This is a genomic window from Streptomyces sp. ADI95-16 (assembly GCF_003721495.1).
GTDB classification, from domain to species: Bacteria; Actinomycetota; Actinomycetes; order Streptomycetales; family Streptomycetaceae; genus Streptomyces; species Streptomyces goshikiensis.
This window is the reverse complement of record NZ_CP033581.1, coordinates 7,766,691-7,783,396: the sequence shown is the minus strand read 5'-3', so window position 1 is coordinate 7,783,396 and position 16,706 is coordinate 7,766,691. Positions and strand designations below refer to the sequence as shown.

The 16,706-nt window shown below is 71.8% G+C and carries 20 protein-coding genes and 1 pseudogene; 12 read left to right on the top strand and 9 right to left on the bottom strand.

What is annotated here, in order from left to right; genetic code table 11:
- Positions 1–68: 68 nt before the first annotated feature.
- The gene (locus EES41_RS34665) at positions 69–791 is read left to right on the top strand and encodes a dienelactone hydrolase family protein (RefSeq protein WP_123081839.1); all 723 of its coding nucleotides are present in this window, start codon (positions 69–71) and stop codon (positions 789–791) included.
- A 104-nt stretch (positions 792–895) separates the two neighbouring features.
- On the opposite strand, the gene EES41_RS34660 is transcribed toward EES41_RS34665, so the two are convergent.
- Both EES41_RS34660 and EES41_RS34655 read right to left on the bottom strand, forming a co-directional pair.
- A complete protein-coding gene (locus EES41_RS34660) occupies positions 896–1,222 on the bottom strand; it encodes a hypothetical protein (RefSeq protein WP_123081838.1) in 327 nt (108 codons plus the stop codon).
- A gap of 58 nt (positions 1,223–1,280) precedes the next feature.
- Complete coding sequence (locus EES41_RS34655; RefSeq protein ID WP_123081837.1) at positions 1,281–2,177, bottom strand: LysR family transcriptional regulator; 897 nt, start codon at positions 2,175–2,177, stop codon at positions 1,281–1,283.
- 151 nt (positions 2,178–2,328) lie between these two features.
- Between EES41_RS34655 and EES41_RS34650 the strand changes: the two genes are divergently transcribed.
- Positions 2,329–3,117 carry an alpha/beta fold hydrolase gene (locus EES41_RS34650; RefSeq protein WP_123081836.1) on the top strand — a complete coding sequence of 263 codons (789 nt, stop codon included), beginning with the start codon at positions 2,329–2,331 and terminating at the stop codon, positions 3,115–3,117.
- Positions 3,118–3,217: 100 nt separating this feature from the next.
- Here EES41_RS34650 and EES41_RS34645 read toward each other — a convergent pair whose 3' ends face one another.
- The gene (locus EES41_RS34645) at positions 3,218–3,574 is read right to left on the bottom strand and encodes a PRC-barrel domain-containing protein (RefSeq protein ID WP_008736995.1); all 357 of its coding nucleotides are present in this window, start codon (positions 3,572–3,574) and stop codon (positions 3,218–3,220) included.
- 248 nt (positions 3,575–3,822) lie between these two features.
- Positions 3,823–3,984: a hypothetical protein gene (locus EES41_RS34640; protein WP_037790678.1), complete on the bottom strand. Its 162-nt coding sequence runs from the start codon at positions 3,982–3,984 to the stop codon at positions 3,823–3,825.
- A 198-nt stretch (positions 3,985–4,182) separates the two neighbouring features.
- Here EES41_RS34640 and EES41_RS34635 point away from each other — a divergent pair, with 198 nt between their 5' ends.
- On the top strand, positions 4,183–4,845 hold the full coding sequence (locus EES41_RS34635) for a M15 family metallopeptidase (RefSeq protein ID WP_123081835.1): 663 nt from the start codon (positions 4,183–4,185) through the stop codon (positions 4,843–4,845).
- A 27-nt stretch (positions 4,846–4,872) separates the two neighbouring features.
- On the opposite strand, the pseudogene EES41_RS43335 reads toward EES41_RS34635, so the two are convergent.
- Together EES41_RS43335 and EES41_RS34625 are read right to left on the bottom strand one after the other, a co-directional pair.
- Positions 4,873–5,016, bottom strand: a pseudogene (locus tag EES41_RS43335) (IS630 family transposase); the annotation flags it as partial.
- Between the two features lie 180 nt (positions 5,017–5,196).
- Entirely contained in the window at positions 5,197–5,619 is a 423-nt protein-coding gene (locus EES41_RS34625) for a DUF3052 domain-containing protein (protein WP_123081834.1), read from the bottom strand.
- Positions 5,620–5,821: 202 nt separating this feature from the next.
- On the opposite strand from EES41_RS34625, the gene EES41_RS34620 reads away from it, so the two are divergent.
- Both EES41_RS34620 and EES41_RS34615 read left to right on the top strand, forming a co-directional pair.
- The gene (locus tag EES41_RS34620; RefSeq protein ID WP_123081833.1) at positions 5,822–6,307 is read left to right on the top strand and encodes a DUF2975 domain-containing protein; all 486 of its coding nucleotides are present in this window, start codon (positions 5,822–5,824) and stop codon (positions 6,305–6,307) included.
- Positions 6,307–6,528 (top strand): helix-turn-helix transcriptional regulator, encoded by a 222-nt coding sequence (locus EES41_RS34615; protein ID WP_123081832.1) that lies wholly within the window; start codon positions 6,307–6,309, stop codon positions 6,526–6,528. The genes EES41_RS34620 and EES41_RS34615 overlap by 1 nt, the downstream gene beginning before the upstream one ends.
- Positions 6,529–6,704: 176 nt before the next feature.
- On the opposite strand, the gene EES41_RS34610 is transcribed toward EES41_RS34615, so the two are convergent.
- On the bottom strand, positions 6,705–7,853 hold the full coding sequence (locus tag EES41_RS34610) for an NAD(P)/FAD-dependent oxidoreductase (RefSeq protein WP_123081831.1): 1,149 nt from the start codon (positions 7,851–7,853) through the stop codon (positions 6,705–6,707).
- 138 nt (positions 7,854–7,991) lie between these two features.
- Between EES41_RS34610 and EES41_RS34605 the strand changes: the two genes are divergently transcribed.
- The 5 genes from EES41_RS34605 (at position 7,992) to EES41_RS34585 (ending at position 13,213) form a co-directional block, all read left to right on the top strand.
- Positions 7,992–8,561, top strand: a complete 570-nt coding sequence (locus tag EES41_RS34605; RefSeq protein WP_123081830.1) for a TetR/AcrR family transcriptional regulator — start codon at positions 7,992–7,994, stop codon at positions 8,559–8,561.
- 194 nt (positions 8,562–8,755) lie between these two features.
- Positions 8,756–10,552 carry a diacylglycerol kinase family protein gene (locus tag EES41_RS34600; protein WP_123081829.1) on the top strand — a complete coding sequence of 599 codons (1,797 nt, stop codon included), beginning with the start codon at positions 8,756–8,758 and terminating at the stop codon, positions 10,550–10,552.
- A gap of 52 nt (positions 10,553–10,604) precedes the next feature.
- Entirely contained in the window at positions 10,605–11,558 is a 954-nt protein-coding gene (locus EES41_RS34595; RefSeq protein WP_073796402.1) for a YihY/virulence factor BrkB family protein, read from the top strand.
- Between the two features lie 74 nt (positions 11,559–11,632).
- Positions 11,633–12,460 (top strand): phosphatase PAP2 family protein, encoded by an 828-nt coding sequence (locus EES41_RS34590; protein ID WP_254211682.1) that lies wholly within the window; start codon positions 11,633–11,635, stop codon positions 12,458–12,460.
- Between the two features lie 57 nt (positions 12,461–12,517).
- The gene (locus EES41_RS34585) at positions 12,518–13,213 is read left to right on the top strand and encodes a hypothetical protein (RefSeq protein WP_123081828.1); all 696 of its coding nucleotides are present in this window, start codon (positions 12,518–12,520) and stop codon (positions 13,211–13,213) included.
- 9 nt (positions 13,214–13,222) lie between these two features.
- On the opposite strand, the gene EES41_RS34580 is transcribed toward EES41_RS34585, so the two are convergent.
- Positions 13,223–14,470: a glycosyltransferase family 39 protein gene (locus EES41_RS34580; RefSeq protein WP_254211681.1), complete on the bottom strand. Its 1,248-nt coding sequence runs from the start codon at positions 14,468–14,470 to the stop codon at positions 13,223–13,225.
- Positions 14,471–14,693: 223 nt separating this feature from the next.
- On the opposite strand from EES41_RS34580, the gene EES41_RS34575 reads away from it, so the two are divergent.
- Positions 14,694–15,356 (top strand): EF-hand domain-containing protein, encoded by a 663-nt coding sequence (locus EES41_RS34575; RefSeq protein ID WP_164496024.1) that lies wholly within the window; start codon positions 14,694–14,696, stop codon positions 15,354–15,356.
- 238 nt (positions 15,357–15,594) lie between these two features.
- Positions 15,595–15,870 carry a hypothetical protein gene (locus tag EES41_RS34570; protein WP_123081825.1) on the top strand — a complete coding sequence of 92 codons (276 nt, stop codon included), beginning with the start codon at positions 15,595–15,597 and terminating at the stop codon, positions 15,868–15,870.
- A gap of 38 nt (positions 15,871–15,908) precedes the next feature.
- Here the strand turns inward: EES41_RS34570 and EES41_RS34565 are convergent, their stop codons facing one another.
- Entirely contained in the window at positions 15,909–16,649 is a 741-nt protein-coding gene (locus EES41_RS34565) for a TioE family transcriptional regulator (protein ID WP_123081824.1), read from the bottom strand.
- Positions 16,650–16,706 lie beyond the last annotated feature (57 nt).

The window sequence follows — 16,706 nt, the reverse complement described above, 5'->3', positions numbered from 1 at the left end:
GGTCACGGCCGGACGATAGGCAGGTCGTCCGGGAGCGCCGCTCACGAGCACTCCCGAAAGGCACGACCATGCGTTTCACTTCCGAGCAGCGCCTCGACGACGGCGTCCTCGTACGCGAATTCACCCTCGGCGAGATCCCCGGCACCCTGTGGACCCCCGAATCCGCCGCACCGGTCCCGCTGATCCTGATGGCCCACAACAACGGCCTGCCCAGGGGGGCGGCCCGGCTGGTGGCCCGGGCCCGGCACTCTGCGGCGCACGGCTACGCGGTGGCGGCCATCGACGCCGCCGGGTGCGGTGACCGGCCCCGTTCCGCCGCCGACGAGCAGGCGCGCGCCGACCTCCGCCGGGCGATGCGGGCCGGCGAGCCGGTCGACGCGATCTTCGAGTCCTTCATCGGCCCGCTGGTCGAAAAGGCGGTCCCGGAATGGCGGACCACCCTGGACGCCCTCCTTGCGCTGCCCGAGATCGGCGGCCCGGTCGGGTACTCGGGGTGGACCGCCGTCGGCATCCACCTCGCGGCGGTCGAGCCGCGCATCGCGGCCGCCGGCTTCTTCGCCGGAGGTTACGTACCCCGCGCCCAGCGCGAGGAGGCCCGGCAGGTCACCGTTCCGCTGCTGTTCCTGCTGCAGTGGGACGACGAGGGGAACCCCCGGCAGCGGGCCCTCGACCTGTTCGACGCCTTCGGCAGCAAGGAGAAGACGCTGCACGCCAACCCGGGCGGACACACCGGCACCCCGTGGTTCGAGGTGGAGGACGGGAACCGGTTCTACGACCGCCACCTGAAGTGACGCCGGGCCGCCGGCCCGGCAGCAACCAGTAGGCGGTGGGCGGCGCCCACCAGGACGCCGCCCACCGCCGACAAGTCCGGGAGGGATCGTGAACGACCGTGCGGTCAGAACTGCCGGCGCTGGTCTTCCACCGTCCAGCCCTCACCCAGCTCACGCAGGAGAGCCTCCAACGCGGCGTCCGCCTCCCGTGTGAACAGCTCCTGTTGTTCCTTGGGCCACGGAGACGGATTCGGCGGGTACTCCCAGTCCAGCGACGAGTCGTACAGATCGGCCAGTCGCGCCAGTTCGGCCTGGATGCCCGAACTGATCGGCAACCGCTCCAGTTCGCAGGGGTATCCGTAGGGACTGTCGAGATCGGGATCACCGGACGGACCTGGCCACAGTGGGGTGTGAACGCCGTGTTCGAAGAAAAACCGCAGGTAGTAGGACACGCATCACCCTCTCACAGCACCTACTGACGCTGCCCTGGCCGGCCGAACGCACAGCACGTCATCGGCGGTTGTCCGCGTCGAGGCCGTGGCAGGCCTCCAGAAGAGCGGCGAGCTCGCGGGACGGGGGGTGGGGTCTCACGGCGAGGGAGGTCGGGACGGTCGGTGCGGGCGTGGCGAACGGGCGGAAGGCGACGCCCGGGGCCGGCTGGATCGCGGCCTGGGCGGCGTAGTAGACGGTCCATGTGGGGCGGCCCGCGGCGATGGCGGCCAGGGTGTCCTGGTCGTTGGTGAACGCCGGTCCCGGGGTCGGCTCGAAGCCCGCCGCCCGGCAGGCCGCGGTGACGGCCTTGACCAGCGGCGGGTTCTCCTCGTGCGTGGCGATCCGCAGGGGCAGCCCGGCCAGGTCCGCCGCGGCCACCTCGGGGTCCGCGGCCAGTGGATGACGCGCGGGAAGGGCGGCGACCAGCTCCTCCTCCCACAGCGGCAGCACTTCCAAGCCGGGCAGGGAATCCGCGCCCCGGACGAAGGCCGCGTCCAGCTCCCCGTCCCGTACGTGTCGCAGACGCGTGGCCAGGGGCACGCTGACCAGCTCCACCATCAGCGCGGGCGCGTGCTCGGCAAGGGCGGAGAGCGTCTTCTCCAGCCGGCGGCCCAGGCCGGTGCTGGTACCCAGCCGCAGCGTGGCGTCCTGCTCGCGGCGCAGCCCCGTCATCACCTCGGACGCGGCCCGTTCGGCGTCCAGCAGGGCGCGCGCGTACGGCAGGAACACCCGCCCGGCGTGTGTCAGCGTGACGCTCCGCGTCGTGCGGTCGAACAGCTGCGAGCCGAACTCCCGCTCCAGCCTGCGGATCTGCTGGCTGACGGTCGGCTGACCGATGTGCAGCCGATCGGCGGCGCGCCCGAAGTGCAGTTCCTCGGCCACCACGGCGAAGTACCGGATCTGGCGCAGCTCCACGAGCGCCTCCCGTCCCCGCCCGATTCATCATGATCATCGATGAGTCTACGTGCGGATCGCGCGTTGGACGGAAGGCCTTCCTCGGCTGGAATGACCTCCTGCGTCGCACGCGGCGCAGGGACACCGGGCCGCACAACGGAGAGGGACCGCCATGGGAGTCGCGAACGTCAACGGAACCAGCCTCTACTACGAGGCGCACGGCGCGGGGCGCCCGCTGGTCTTCCTGCACGGCTGGGGCACCAGTGGCCGAGTGTGGGACGCGCAGGCCGCCGATCTGAGCCGCGACCACCACGTGGTCACCGTCGACTGGCGCGGCTGCGGCCGGTCCGAGCGGGCCGCGACCGGCTACACCATCGCCGATGTCACCCACGACACCCTGGAGTTCCTGGAGGCGCTGGAGCTCAAGGCACCCGTGCTGATCGGCTCGTCGATCGCGGGGGCGTTCGTGCTGGAGGCGGCGCTGGCCGCGCCCCAGCGCATCGGTGCGGTGATCCCGGTGGACGCGGGGGTGCACCATTTCGCGGCCGGCACGCGGGAGGCGATGGCCAGGCTGCTGGCCGACCTGCGGGCGGACCGTGCCGGCGCACTGGCCGACTTCGTGCCGCACTGGTATCGGTCGGGGGCCGACAGAGCCATGATCGACCGGACGGTGCGACAGCTCCTGGACTCCACCTACCTGATCGACCGCCTCGTGGCCGACCAGGCGGACTACGACCCCCGCCCCCGCCTGGGCGGGCTCCGGGTGCCGGTCCACTTCCTCCACGGCGAGCTGGACACCGAGGTCCCCCTCAAGGTGCCCCGGGAGTGCGCGGCGCTCATCCCGGGGGCCGGGCTCACGGTGATCGAGGGCGCGGGCCACATGTCCCAGCAGGACCAGCCCGAGCGCTTCAACACGGCACTGCGCGCGGCGCTCGCATCGATGCCGGAACGGGCGGCCTGAAGGCCCGCCGCGCCGGGCGGCGGTGACCGGTGAAGCGGGTGTGGGGCGGGGCGGCAACCCGGTGGTTGCCGCCCCGCCCCACACCCGCTTCACCGTGCCGTCAGAGACGGTTGGACAGATCTCCGTAGTAGCCGCCGACCTGGCGGTGGTACTCCTGGTTGCCCAGATGGGCGTCCTTGTCGAACTCCGGAGCCGCCTTGATCTGCTCCTTGGTCTGACCCACGTAGATCTTCTCCTCCTGCGCGTCGATCCGCTCGATCGTGCCCGCCGGCAGGAGAACCTCCTTGCCGAAGATCCACGGACCGGTGTCGACCACGATGTACGCGGAGTTGACGTCGTCGGAGTGCTTGTCGACCTTGCCGATGGAGCCGTCCGTCGCCTCGACCTTGTAGCCCGTCAGGTCGGAACCAGCGGTACGGCCGGACGTCTCGCGGTAGCCCCACACATTGGCAGTCATACGAAAATCCCTCCAAAATGATCGGTACCAAAGGCCACTTCATACCCACGATCCGTGAGAACCGGGGAAGAGCGGCGCCGTCGGAATCACGCCTGCCCTGAAGAATTCAGACCACGCATCCGAATCGGAACAGTTTTTCGCAAGTGCGGTCCCGCACGTGGGCGGCCACGGTGGCGCGGGAGACAGGTGTGGGGCCCGCACCTGGACGGTACGGGCCCCACATCACACCTGGTGGGCAGTCATGCCCGCTACCAGCGGTACCAGCGACCGCTGCCGCCCTTCGGGCGGGCGACGAAGCCCAGCAGCCAGATGACCAGCACCGCGATCGCGATCCACCAAAGGATCTTGACCGCGAAACCGGCACCGAAAAGAAGCAGAACCAGCAGAAGAACGAGAAGCAGGGGAACCATAGTTATCAACCTCCGAGCAGTCATCTGCCCGGGCACTCCGCAGCCATGCGCTCGAAATTTATCTGTTTCTTATCGGCGCGGACGGGAAATAGCGTCCGCCGACCGGCCGGGGCGTGCCGCGGCCGCGGCCGGCTCCTGGCCTGCTAGTGCCCTGACCGCATAGGTTCGGCGGGTTGAGCCTTGCGGGATGATCGCGTCATGAGCGAGATCGTGTTGATGTCGGACCCGAAGGTCGCCGCCATACCCGTTGCGGAGTGCGGTGAACGTCTTGTGGACGTTCGCGCCGCCGGTTCGCTGCTGGTCGATGCACGCAAGCAAGACCCGGCAGATGCCTTCGCCTACCTGCGGGAAGGCGTGCTGGAGCGGCTGCTCAGGGCCCAGGCGGGGCTTCCCCAGGACTTGCGGCTGCTGTTCGTCGAGGGATATCGGCCCCCTTCTCTTCAGCGGGAGTACTTCGAGGAGTACGCGAGCCAGCTGCGGGCTATCCACCCGGAATGGTCCGCCCGGCAGATCTATTCGGCAGCGAGCCGGTATGTGTCACCGCCAGACATCGCTCCGCACAGCGCCGGCGCTGCCGTCGACCTCACCCTGGCCGATGCTGGTGGGCGCGAACTGGACCTGGGCACACGGATGAACGCGGCCCCGGAGGAGAGCAAGGGCGCCTGCTACACCCATGCCGCCAACATCAGCGAGGAGGCCCGTGCCAACCGGAGGTTGCTGGGTTCCGCGCTGGCGGTGGCGGGGCTGGTGAACTACCCCACGGAATGGTGGCACTGGTCCTTCGGCGACCGCTACTGGGCTCTGGTCACGGGGAAGTCCGCCGCTTGCTACGGCCCGAAGGAGATCACCCCGCCCGGATAACCGGCCTGGCCTTGCCTGTCCGACCGGTCACGCGGCGAGTCGTCCACCCCAACGGATGCCTTTCTCGCTGCGGATTCGCGCGCGTTCGCGGCGTTGGGCGGCCAGGACGTCGGGGTGGCGGGCGTTCTTGTTGTGCCAGCGGAGGTAGGCGTGCAGGGCCCGGGTCTGGACGCAAGGACGACTGAAACGCGACGAGGGCGGAAGGCCCGGCACGCTCGTGCCGGGCCTTCGCGGGCAGGGCTGTGGGGCGGAGGACGTCGTTCGCGAGCCGTCCGCGTCAGGTCCTGGCCCGGTGTCTGCCAAGGGCCCAAACGGGCACGGCGATGGCTTCTGCGGCGTCGCAGGGCGCCGCTAGTGCTTCGGCCGGGAGAGGCGGACGCCGGTCCAGTCACCGGCGATGCCGATGGCCTTGGTCCGGGACAGTCCGGCCGTCGCCACCGCCTCACTGATGTCGCCCGCCTCGACGAACCCCGCGCGTCCTGACTTCGGGGTGCACAGCCAGAGCTCACCGTCGGCTTCCAGGTAGGTGAGGGAGTCCACCAGGGCGTCCGTGAGATCGCCGTCGTCGAGGCGGAACCAGAGCAGGACCGCGTCGGCGACGTCGTCGAGCTCCTCCCCCTCCAGCGGCTTCCCGGTCAGCGAGGCGATCCCCTCGCGGAGCTCCTCGTCCACGTCACCGCCATGGCCGATCTCCTGGACGACCTGCCCCGGCACGAACCCCATCCGCGCCGCCGCGCTCGCGCGCTCTTCCGCCTGATCCACTGCCGCCGACACCGGGCCTCTCGTCACCAGGGCACGCCCCACGGCGCACGTCACCCCGGTAGCCAATCAGAGAAAGGGGGCGATGTCGGGCAGGTAGCACCAAGACGGACGTGGCGTCGATGGCCGCGGCCGCCGCTCACCCACACCTCCACCCCTTGCTCTACCTATCGAGATTCGATAGATTCCCATCGTAAGTCGATGGAGGGATGGGGTTATGGGAAAGCTGGCAGTGGGCGCGTTGCGCGCCGTGCTCGCGGTGGTGCTCACCGGCACCGTGTTCGTACAGGCATCGATGGTGTGGGCGTTGTTCACCGACCCGGAAGACGAGACGCTTCCGCTGACCCCGCTGCGCGTGATCACGATCCTGGGCATGCTCGCGGCCCAGGCCGCCCTGGTCTGCGTTTGGCGGCTGGTGACGATGGTGCGGCGCGGCACCGTCTTCTCCCACGCCGCCTTCCGGTACGTGGACGTCGTGATCGGCGCGATCGTGGCCGCTGCCCTCATGTGGTTCGCGGTCACGATCGTCAACGCGCCGGGCCAGCGGGAGGACCCGGGCGTCACCGTCATCATGGGCGGGATCGGCCTGGCCATCCTGGGGGTCGCGCTCATCGTGCTCGTGCTGCGGATGCTGCTCGCCCAGGCGGTCGCGCGCGACGTCGAAGCCACGCAGATGCAGGCCGAGCTGGACGAGGTCATCTGATGCCGATCGCCGTCGACATCGACGTGATGCTGGCCAGGCGGAAGATGTCCGTGGGCGAGCTCGCGGACCGCGTGGGGATCACGCCCGCCAACCTGGCAGTGCTCAAGAACGGCCGCGCCAAGGCGGTGCGCTTCGCGACGCTCGCAGCGCTGTGCGACGTACTCGAATGCCAGCCGGGCGACCTGCTGCGCTGGGAGGCCGAGGACGCCGCGGACGGCTGACGCGCCCGAGGTCGGACGTACCACTGCCGATCCGACCGTACCCCCCTGCGGCCGATGCCGGTCAGGCCCTCGCGGGCGTGGCCGGCATCGGCTTTTGCGGCAAGAACATTTGAGTCACTGACAGGGCTACGGGACGGGTCGCGAAGGGCTGGTCCGCGTATCGCCTGGGTGCCCGGTCAGTGGTGGGCGGTCATGTGCGCGAGGATCTGTTCGGCGCTGTCGGCGGCGAAGGCGCCGTCGAGGGCGCCGGCCGCGCCCTCGGCCGCGTCGATGGAGCGGGGCAGGAGGAGCTCCTCGTAGGCGGTGATGGCGTCGTCGAGGGCCGCGTGGTCGACGAGGGCACGGGCGAGGTCGGCGCCGTCTCGCATGGCGAGGTTGGCGCCCATGCCGGAGAACGGGGACATCAGGTGAGCGGCGTCACCCAGCAGGGTGACGCCCTCGGTGTGGTTCCAGGTGTGGGGGACGGGAAGGGCGAACAGGGGACGGTTGACGTAACCGGTGTCCGTCTCGGTGATGAAGCCGCGCAGGGCCGGGCTCCAGTCGGCGAAGCGTTCCAGCAGGGCGTTGCGGACGGCGCGGGGGTTGGCCAGGTCGACGCCTTCCTGCCGGTGCCAGTCCTCGGGCGTGCGCATGCCGACGTAGATGCGGATGTGGCCACCGCTGTTGCGCTGGGCGACGATGCCGAGGTTGTCGTCGAGAGCCATCATCGTGCCGTCGCCGGTGAGGGCGGCCAGTGCCGGGTGACGGGCATCGGCGTCGTTCAGGCCGGTTTCGACGAAGGTGACTCCGGTGTAGACGGGCATGGCGTCGGACACCAACGGGCGCACTCGCGACCAGGCGCCGTCCGCTCCGATGACCAAGTCGGCGTCGGTGGTGTGGACATGGGCGAAGTGCAGGCGGTGGCGGCCGTCGCCGAGCGGTTCGACGTGGTCCAGCTTGTGGCCCCAACGGACGGTCCCGGGGGCGAGGGAGCCGAGGAGGAGATCGCGCAACTGCCCGCGGTCGATCTCGGGACTCCCCTGGCCGCCTTGGGGCGGAGCCGCGTCGAACGTCATCCGCCCGTCGCGCCCGGCCAGGCGCCACTGTTCGCCCTCGGGACGGGCCAAGGCGGCGAAGTCGTCCCACAAGCCGGCGGCGCGCAGGGCGTGCCCGCCGGTGTCGGGGTGCATGTCGAGGGTGCCGCCCTGGTCGCGGGCCGTCGCGGAGGCGTCGAGTTCGTAGACGGTGACGTCGATGCCGTGGCGCTGGAGGATGCGGGCGCAGATCAGGCCGCCGGGGCCGGCGCCGATCACGGCGATGCGGGCGGGTGTGCGGGTGGGGGTCACGGGCGTTCTCCTCGGTTGGGCTGGTCGCGCCGACGACCGACGGCGGCGGTTCCACAAAAGCACAACGACTCAATAAGTTCAATGGTGCAAGTTTTTACATCAGGCAAGATAGCGTACGATGCAAGAATGACGACCACCATGGGACGACGCGAACGCAAGAAGGCCGCCACCCGCAAGGCGCTCGCCGACGCCGCCCTGCGCCTCTTCATCGAGCACGGCTACGACGGCGTGACCCTGCACGACGTCGCCGAGGCGGCCGACGTGTCCACCACCACGCTCCTCAAGTACTTCCCGAGCAAAGAGGCCCTCGTCTTCGACGAAGAGGCCGACCAGGAGGCCGCAATCGTCTCCGCCGTCCGCGACCGCACCCCCGGCACGACCATCCCCCAGGCCCTGCGCGCGCACGTCAGACGCGTCCGCATCCGCCACGCCGACTCCGACACCGGCTACGGCGACTTCTTCGACCTGGTGGTCAGCACCCCCGCCCTCAGCGACTACGCCCACCGCATGTGGATGCGCCGCCAGGACGCCCTCGCCCACGCCATCGCGGATGACACCGGCGCCCCGTCCGATGACCTGCGCAGCGCCGCGCTGGCCCGCTTCGCCCTGGAGGCCTCCGCCTTCGCGCGCGGTGCCGCCGATGCCGAGCAAGCCCTCGACGCCGCCTTCGATCTCCTTGAGAACGGATGGAGCGCCACGGGCCTTTGAGCCGTGCGGCGACTTACTCGTCCTACGGCGGGATGCTGGAGGGCTACCCGTGCAAGCGCGTCAACGACTGGTCCTGCGCTCCGCAGCGTCCCCCGGGAGGAACTGGCACGGGACCATGAGTTCCAGCCACGCCTGCGACGCATGACCAGGGGATACGGGCGCATCATCGGGCCGCGACGGGCAACAAGGGCTCCATGACGACGGAGAACGGCGGGGCCGCGAGACGCCTCCGACATGTGTGGCTCGTGGCGGCCCAGGCCACCTTGATGATCCTCCTGGGATTCTTCGTGACCCGGGTGGCGGACGGCCATTGGCCGCTCACCCTGGAGGACCGGCTCCCCCGGGCATTCGCCGAGCACCGGAGCCCCCTCGGCAACGGCCTCTCCGCGGGGCTGTCCCTCATGGCCAGTACGGAGGGCATCGTCGGCGTGACGCTGGTCTGCGTCGCCGCGCTGCTGGTGCTGCCGCGCGCCCCGCGGTGGACGGAGGCCGTGTTCCTGGGCGCGTCGGTCGCCGTCCAGTCGGCCGTGTTCCTCCTCGTCACGATCTTCGTGGAACGGCCCCGCCCCGATGTCCCCCAGCTGGACGGGGCGCCGCCCACATCGAGTTTCCCGTCGGGGCACGTCGGCGCGTCCGTCGCCCTGTACGGAGGGCTCGCCACCCTGGTACTGAGCCGTACGCGCGGTCCCTGGCGGTACCTCACGGCAGGGGTACTCCTGCTCGTTCCGCCGGCGGTCGGACTGTCCCGGGTGTACCGGGGAATGCACCACCCCTCCGATGTGGCGGGCGGCCTGCTCAACGGGGGCGCGACGCTGCTCGTCATGGGGTTCGTGTTCCTGTACGGCCGCGACCGCGACCGCGACTCCGCGAGCGACCGGACACCGTACGGAGTTCCGCGCGGCGGGGCCGAAGAGGTACCCGCTCAGCCCGGCCGGCTCGCCCGCGCGGACGGTCGGCCGACCGGCCGCCGGGTCGTCGTCGTACGCCACCCGCACAACTGCCCGGACGAGCTGGCCACCCAGGTGCGCACCCGGCTGGGGCGGCACGGATTCACCGACCAGCGGTGGACCTCGACCACGGTGGAACGGCCCGGTGGCGGCCTCGCCGAAGAGTGCGCCGCGGGCGGCGTGGATCTGGTCGTGGCCTGCGGCGGCGACGGCACCGTGCGCGCCTGCGCCGACGTGGTGGCCGCCACCGGCATCCCGCTGGCGCTCGTACCCTGCGGCACCGGCAACCTCCTGGCCCGCAACCTGGACCTCCCGGCCGACCCGGCGACGGCGCTCGAAGAGGCCCTGGGCGGCGGGGATTTCGGGATCGACGTCGGCCGGGTCGAGGGTGACGGCCTCCCGCCGACCCGGTTCGCCGTCATGACGGGCGCCGGCTTCGACGCCGCCATGGTCCGCGACGCCTCTCCCGCGCTCAAGGCCCGCCTGGGCTGGGTCGCCTACACCCTGTCGGCGGCCCGGCACCTGCGGGACCCCCGGATGCGGCTGATCATCCGCCTCGACGGGGGACGCCGGATCCGGCGCCGGGCGCGGATGGTCGTCATCGGCAACGTCGGCACGCTCCAGGGCGGCCTGGAACTGCTGCCGAGGGCGCGTCCGGACAGCGGGCGGCTGGAGATCGTACTGTTCGACCCCCGGGGAGCGGCCGGCTGGCTCGCCGCGGCCACGCACCTGGCCGCCCGTGTCGTACGCAGGCCCGCCCCGGCCCCCTCCCCCGGCGATCCGGACGGGCCGAACGGGCCGAACGGGCCCCACGTCGTCGCCGGGGGCTCCCTGGAGTACTTCAGCGCCACCCGGATCGAGGTCCGCTTCGCCCGCGCCCAGGCCCGCGAGGTCGACGGCGACAGCATGAGCGAGGGCGCCCTGCTGACCGCCGGCATCGAACCGGGCGCCCTGAGGATGCGACTGCCCCGCGCTCCCGGCGCCACCGCACTCCCCCACGCGCCCGGCCACAGCTCGCAGACGCCGCACACCGCGCACCACTGAACCGTTCCGGCGCCCACCGCGCCGGAGCACACACAGTCAGGATGACGAGACGATGGGAACCGCCACCCGGGTACCGCAGCGACGCGACGTGCAGGGCGACGAGCTGTCGGGCGACGAGGCATGGGCCGCCTTGCGCCGCTACGGGAGCTGGAGCCTGGCCAGGGACTCCTTCATACGCTTCCGCTACGCGGACGGCTTCAGCCACTCCCGCGCCCTCGCACTCCAGACCGTCCTGTCGATCGTGCCGCTGGCCATCGCCGCGATCGGCCTCTCCAGCGTCCTGCACACCGAGGGCGTGGGGCGCGTGGCCGAGCTCACGATCAGCCGGATCACCAGCGGCCCCAGTCAGGAGATGGTCGACGAGGCCCTGCGCGAGAGCCGCCGGCACGCCGGCGACGGCGGCCAGGCGGCCCTCTGGCTGGGCCTGTTGTTCTCCCTCGTCAACGTCACCACGAGCCTGTGCCAGGTCGAGCGCGGCGCCAACCGCATCTACGGCAACGAACGCGACCGGCCGTTCCTGCTCAAGTACTCGCGCGGCCTCGTCATGGCGGCCCTGGCGGGGCTCCCCCTGGGACTCAGCTTCGTCCTCACGGTCCTCGGCTCCCATCTGACGCACGCGTTCGCCGAGGTCTACCACTTCACCCCGGCCACCACCCGTGCCTGGGACCTCCTGCGCTGGCCGGTCGGCGTGCTGCTGGCGGTGCTGGCCACCAGTGCGATCTTCCGCCTTTCGCCGCGCCGCGCCCAGCCCGGCTACACCTGGCTCGCCTTCGGCGCCGTCGTCTACCTGGTGCTGTGGCTCGTCGCGACCGGGGCGCTGAGCCTGTACGTCGGTGCGAGCAGCTCCTTCACCAGCGTGTACGGGCCCCTCAGCGCGATCATGTCCCTGCTGCTGTGGTCCTACCTCACGTCCCTGGCGCTGTTCCTCGGCCTGTCCTTCGCGGCCCAGCTGGAAGCCGTGCGCGCCGGGACGAAGGAGCCGGTCACCCGGGACCCGGGGGTCTGACACCAGGCCGTACTCCTACCCGCACCCACACCCACCCGGCCGTTTTCCCACCCCTGAAGGGAGACTGCGCCCCCATGGCACAGCGCACCGCACGAACCCGACGGATCGACACCGTCCGAGCACTGATCTCCCGGCACTCCGGGCCCGACGCGGCCTTCGGCCGCAGACTCGTGCTGACAGTGACGGCGACGGCCGCCGTGGCGGTGCCGTTCGCCCTGGCCCTGGTACTCGTCGAGTCCCAGTGGGCGCCGCTGCACCGGCTCGACCGGACCACCGCGGAGCGGCTGCACCGTACCGCCCTCGAACACCCGGCCTGGGTGCGCTTCCTGGACTTCCTCACCGGCGTGGTGTGGGACCCGGTGACCATGCGCCTGCTGGTGGCCGCTCTGGTGGTGTGGCTCCTGAGCCGACGGGCCTGGCGGCTGGCAACCTGGGCCGTCGTCACGGCGACGTCCAGCGCGCTGATCGGGCTCCTGGTCAAGAACGCCGTGGAGCGGGCCCGTCCGCACCTGCCGGAACCCGTCGCCCACGCGCCCGGCTTCTCCTTCCCCTCCGGTCACGCCATGACGGCGACGACCTCCTGCGCCGTCCTCCTCCTGGTCCTGCTCCCGCTGGTGCCGCGCGCCTGGCGGGCGGTGCCCTGGGCGTTCGCGGTGACGGCGGTCCTCGGGGTGGGCTACACCCGGGTCGCCCTCGGGGTGCACTGGGTGAGCGACGTCGTGGGGGGCTGGCTGCTCGGCATCGCCGTGGTCACCGCGACGACCCTGGTCTTCGAGGCCTGGCGGGCCGACACCGGGCGTCGTCGTACGGCGGTCAGCGAGGGCCTGGAGCCCGAACTCTCCTCCGCCGCCGACCCCGAAGCCTCCGTGGCGGCCGCCGCCCGTCCTGACGGGCGGCGGTGAGGGCGTGAGGGCCGCGGAGCCGATACTGGTGATCGGAACATCACGAGAGGGAGCGGCATGGGGATCGATGAAGTCGGGGCGGACACGGACGACTTGTTCGTGGGCGCCCTGGATGAGATCGGCCGGGAGGATGACGGTCCCGTCCCCTGCCTGGTCGCCCTGCACGGGCGGCCCACCCGAATTGTCTTCGAGCGTGCGGCATCCCTGCTGGGGCACGAGGAGCCGGCTCAGCGGGAGCTCGGGGCGCGGGTTCTGCGCGAGCTGGGTGCCCACGACGAGGAGGGCCGTCGGCCGTTCACCGCGGAGACGGTCGAAGTCGTCCTGGCGGAGATGCCCAGCGAGCCGGACGCCTGGGTCCTGGGGTGGCTGATCTCCGTCCTCGGCCACCACAACGCCCACGAGACCCTCGATCTGGTCCTCGGCCATCAGGCCCACGCGGCGCAGCCCGTACGTTTCGCGGTCGCCGCCGCGCTGCCCTGTCTGGCCGACCCCGAGCGCGCGCAGGACCGGGTCGTCGAGGCCCTCCTGCGGCTGGCCGAGGACGACGACGACTCCGTGCGCTGGTACGCCCTGTACGCACTGTTCCACGAGGCGGCCGGGGTCACCGGCGAGCGGAAGGCCTCGTGGGCCGCGGCCCTGGTCGAGCGGGGCGACACGGAACGACGTGCCCAGCTCAACCACCTCGGCACGACCTTCGACGACCTCGCCGACTCCGATCTCCGCGCGGCTCTCGGCGGAGCGCGGGGCGTCTGAGTTCCCGTATCAGGGTGAGCGGTGCCAGACCAGGACGAGGTAGCCGCCGTAGAGGGCCGACAGCCCGGTCGCCGAGGCCAGGACCCATACGACCGTGGTGCGCCGTGCCCGGGCGAGCGCAGCGGCCAGGGGAAAGAGCAGCGGGAACGCCGGCAGCAGGAAGCGCGCCTTGGAGTGGAAGAAGCCCGCGCCGCCCACGGCTATCAGGACCAGCACCCCGGTGTAGATCCACACCGCGGCCGGCGGACGCTGTGTGAGGAGCACGATCAGGAGGATGACGGCAGCGGCCACCGTGAGCGCGACCACTACCTGGTTGAGGGTGGTGTCGGGCGCCGTGAACAGGCGCCGCACCTGTTCCAGGGTGTAGCGGCCTCCGTCGAAGGTGGACCCCCAGGCCCGCTGCTCGATGAAGTAGCCGTCCCATCGGCCCAGCCGGTGGCCGACCCAGACGAAGAACGCCGTCCAGCCCAGGGGGGCGAGGACCAGCGCGGCGCACAGGCGCGCGGTGTGCCGCCGCGCGGCGCTCCCGCCCCGGGAGCGGAAGGACGCGAGCAGCGTCCACAGGGCGGACAGGGCGACCGCGGCCACCACCGCGGACCCGGACGGCCGGGTGGCTCCCGCGACCATGGCCAGCACCCCGGCCGTGAGCCAGGAGCGCGACAGGACGGCGTACAGGGACCAGGCGGCGAGGGCCACGAACACCGGCTCGGTATAGGCCATCGACTGGACCAGCGCGTGCGGGACGATCGCGTACAGGGCCACGGCGAAGAAGGCGACCCGCGTGCCGTGCAGCTTCTCCGCGACGGCGAAGACGCCCCACGCGGCGATCAGCGATGCCAGCAGGGCGACGGCCCACGCGGCCCAGCTGACGGGGAGTCCCGTCACCGTGGACACGCCCCTGGTGAGCCAGGGGTACACGGGGAAGAAGGCCAGCTTGCAGGTGGGGCCGCCGAGCTGACAGGCCGGCTCCATGGGGCCGGTGTAGCCGTCTTCGGCGATGCTCAGGTAGAAGATGGAGTCCCACCGCGTCGCCAGCACCTCGTGGAGTCCGAGCCCCTTGCGGTGGGCCCACACCGCGAGTACGCCGACACCCGCCAGCCGCAGGGCGACGTGCAGCGCGAGCGCCGCCCACGCGCGCCGCAAGGAGGCCCACGCGCCGCCCGCCGTGGCCCCGGAGGCCTTCGCGGCGGGACGGGCCGCCGCTCGCCGTCCCCCCACCGAACCGTCCGAACCGGCGCGTATCCGGGTCTGTGTCACGTGCCGTCCTGTCGGGCCGTTCCGAGCGCGCCGGGCGGCCGCTACGGACCCGGGTGCGCGTGCTGAGACCCACACGGTACGACGTGGCCTGCGGGCCCCTGCCCGGGGGCCCGGGGGGCCGGGCCGCCGCGCCCGGCAGTGGCGTCCAGCACCGATCCGCGCAGCCGCTGCGCGCGTTCCGGGCGCGGACGCCGCCGGACGGGCGAGGGACGTGGTGGGAGCGGTGACCGAACGGGCTCACGGGTCGTTCCCCCGGGGACAGGACACCACCTTCGAGGGAAGCGGGCGGAACTCCGTGGACGAGCTCATCTTGGCCAAACTGCACAACCGGTTCGGCTTGTTCGACCGTGACGGCGATGGCCGGGTCACCAAGGCCGACTACGACGCGATCGCCGAACGCCTGGCGGAAGCCGCAGGTCAGGCGCCTGATTCCGCCACCGCCCGGAAACTGCGGGCCGAGTACGACGCTGGCTGGGCACGCATGTCCAGCGAGCTCGGGCGCGGGATGGACGCGGAGCTCGACGAGGACGAGTTCGCCACCGCCTGGTACGGCGTCTCCCGCGAAACCGACTTCGGCACCGCCGTCCTGCCCGTCGTCGAAGCCGTCATGACCGCGATGGACACGGACGGCGACCAGCACCTCCAGGCCGCCGAGTTCACCCGCTGGCTCGCCGCCTACGGCGTGGCCGCCGACGACGCCGCCACCGCCTTCACCCGCCTGGACCGCGACGGCGACGGTCGCATCAGCCATGACGAACTCGCCCAGGCGTTCCACGAGTACTTCACCGGCACCGACCCCGACCTCCCCGGCAACTGGCTCTACGGCCCCCTCCCCCGCTACACCCCGAGTCCTCCCCACACGGTGCCTCCTCACACGACGCCTTGAGCCCGCGCCGGGCGCCCGGGGCGTAGCGGGGCGGCGCGCGCCGTCGCCCGCTCGTGGCGAGGCGCCCCCGGTCGTACGGTGGAAGCAGCGGGAGGCGCGCCTCCGTAACTCCCTGCGTGCCATGAGCGAGGGGGCGGGCCGGCTGCGGGCCCGCCGGCAGGTCCTCGGAGCCCTCGCCGAGCCCTGTTGGGCGTCGTCCTTCCTCCGTGTGACATCCCGGAAAGCAGGTGCGACTCCCATGCGCACGTCAACCCGCGTCGCCGGTGTCCTCACCGGCCTGACCCTCGCACTCGGCGGCGCGGCTCTCGCCGCCCCCGCCGCCCAGGCGGACATCCCCGCCTGCACCGGCATGGCCACCCAGGCGGGTGCCGGCGCCACCGAAGCGGTCACCGCGGCCTGCCACCGCGGCGTGAGCGGCGACCTCCAGGGCTGTGTGAACGGGCTGACCGGAGCCGGGGTGCCCGGCGGCGCCGCGAACGGCGCCTGCCGTGCGGCGGCACACGAGCCCCGATAGCCCCGCGCCGCGGGGATCACCGGTGCCGGTCTTCCTCGTCATACGTGGGCGTGGGCGTCGGCGTCCCGTCCGCGCTTGCGGAGGTACGCCTCCAGCTCTGCCGCGCCGGTCAGCATCGCCCGCCCGCGGGCGGACAGCCGGCCGCGCCAGTCGCCCAGGGCGGCCTCCAGCGGCTCCAGACCGCCGGCCGTCCGCACTTGGGCGATCAGCGGGGCGATCTGTTCCAGCAGGTAGCCGCCCCGCCTGAGTTGGTGGGCCAGCCTGGCGTCCCGTACGTCCTTCTCGTCGTAGACGCGGTACCCGGTCCGCGGGTCTCGGCGCGGGCGCACCAGCTCGGCGCGCTCCCATGTGCGCAGCGTCGCCGGCCTGATGCCGAGCCGGTCCGCCAGCGGCCCGATGAACGTGTCGCCGGGCTCGGGCGCCGCGGTGGGGCCCAGGTCGCGCAGCGCGTTCTCCACGGCCTGGAGGGTGCGCCGGTCGTCGAGGAGCTGCGCGTGGCTCTCGTCGATGAGCCGGAACGCCTCCTCGACCGCGTCCTGGTTCACCGCCCTCATGATGGACGTCGCCGTCTGGTGGCCGTGGCCGGGAACCAGGGCGACGAACGCGCGCAGGGCGCTCGCGTGGACCGAGGTGTAGGTGCGGTAGCCGTGGGGGGTGCGGGCGGCGGCGGGGAGGATCCCGGCCTCCTCGTAGTTCCTGACCGCCTGTGTGGACAGACCGTGCCCGCGCGCCAGATCGACCGGCCTGAGCCGCTCACCGCTTTGAAGGTTTTGCCGCATGAGGCCGACGGTATCGGGGAAAAGTTTCAACCGAAAGTTCAACGATACCGTTGAAGG

Excerpts from the sequence above, each read along its gene's own strand:
- EES41_RS34665 (WP_123081839.1), top strand. The coding sequence starts at position 69 with ATGCGTTTCACTTCCGAGCAGCGCCTCGACGACGGCGTCCTCGTACGC.
- EES41_RS34650 (WP_123081836.1), top strand. The coding sequence starts at position 2,329 with ATGGGAGTCGCGAACGTCAACGGAACCAGCCTCTACTACGAGGCGCAC.
- EES41_RS34645 (WP_008736995.1), bottom strand. The coding sequence starts at position 3,574 with ATGACTGCCAATGTGTGGGGCTACCGCGAGACGTCCGGCCGTACCGCT.
- EES41_RS34640 (WP_037790678.1), bottom strand. The coding sequence starts at position 3,984 with ATGGTTCCCCTGCTTCTCGTTCTTCTGCTGGTTCTGCTTCTTTTCGGT.
- EES41_RS34635 (WP_123081835.1), top strand. The coding sequence starts at position 4,183 with ATGAGCGAGATCGTGTTGATGTCGGACCCGAAGGTCGCCGCCATACCC.
- EES41_RS34620 (WP_123081833.1), top strand. The coding sequence starts at position 5,822 with ATGGGAAAGCTGGCAGTGGGCGCGTTGCGCGCCGTGCTCGCGGTGGTG.
- EES41_RS34615 (WP_123081832.1), top strand. The coding sequence starts at position 6,307 with ATGCCGATCGCCGTCGACATCGACGTGATGCTGGCCAGGCGGAAGATG.
- EES41_RS34605 (WP_123081830.1), top strand. The coding sequence starts at position 7,992 with ATGGGACGACGCGAACGCAAGAAGGCCGCCACCCGCAAGGCGCTCGCC.
- EES41_RS34600 (WP_123081829.1), top strand. The coding sequence starts at position 8,756 with ATGACGACGGAGAACGGCGGGGCCGCGAGACGCCTCCGACATGTGTGG.
- EES41_RS34595 (WP_073796402.1), top strand. The coding sequence starts at position 10,605 with ATGGGAACCGCCACCCGGGTACCGCAGCGACGCGACGTGCAGGGCGAC.
- EES41_RS34590 (WP_254211682.1), top strand. The coding sequence starts at position 11,633 with ATGGCACAGCGCACCGCACGAACCCGACGGATCGACACCGTCCGAGCA.
- EES41_RS34585 (WP_123081828.1), top strand. The coding sequence starts at position 12,518 with ATGGGGATCGATGAAGTCGGGGCGGACACGGACGACTTGTTCGTGGGC.
- EES41_RS34570 (WP_123081825.1), top strand. The coding sequence starts at position 15,595 with ATGCGCACGTCAACCCGCGTCGCCGGTGTCCTCACCGGCCTGACCCTC.
- EES41_RS34565 (WP_123081824.1), bottom strand. The coding sequence starts at position 16,649 with ATGCGGCAAAACCTTCAAAGCGGTGAGCGGCTCAGGCCGGTCGATCTG.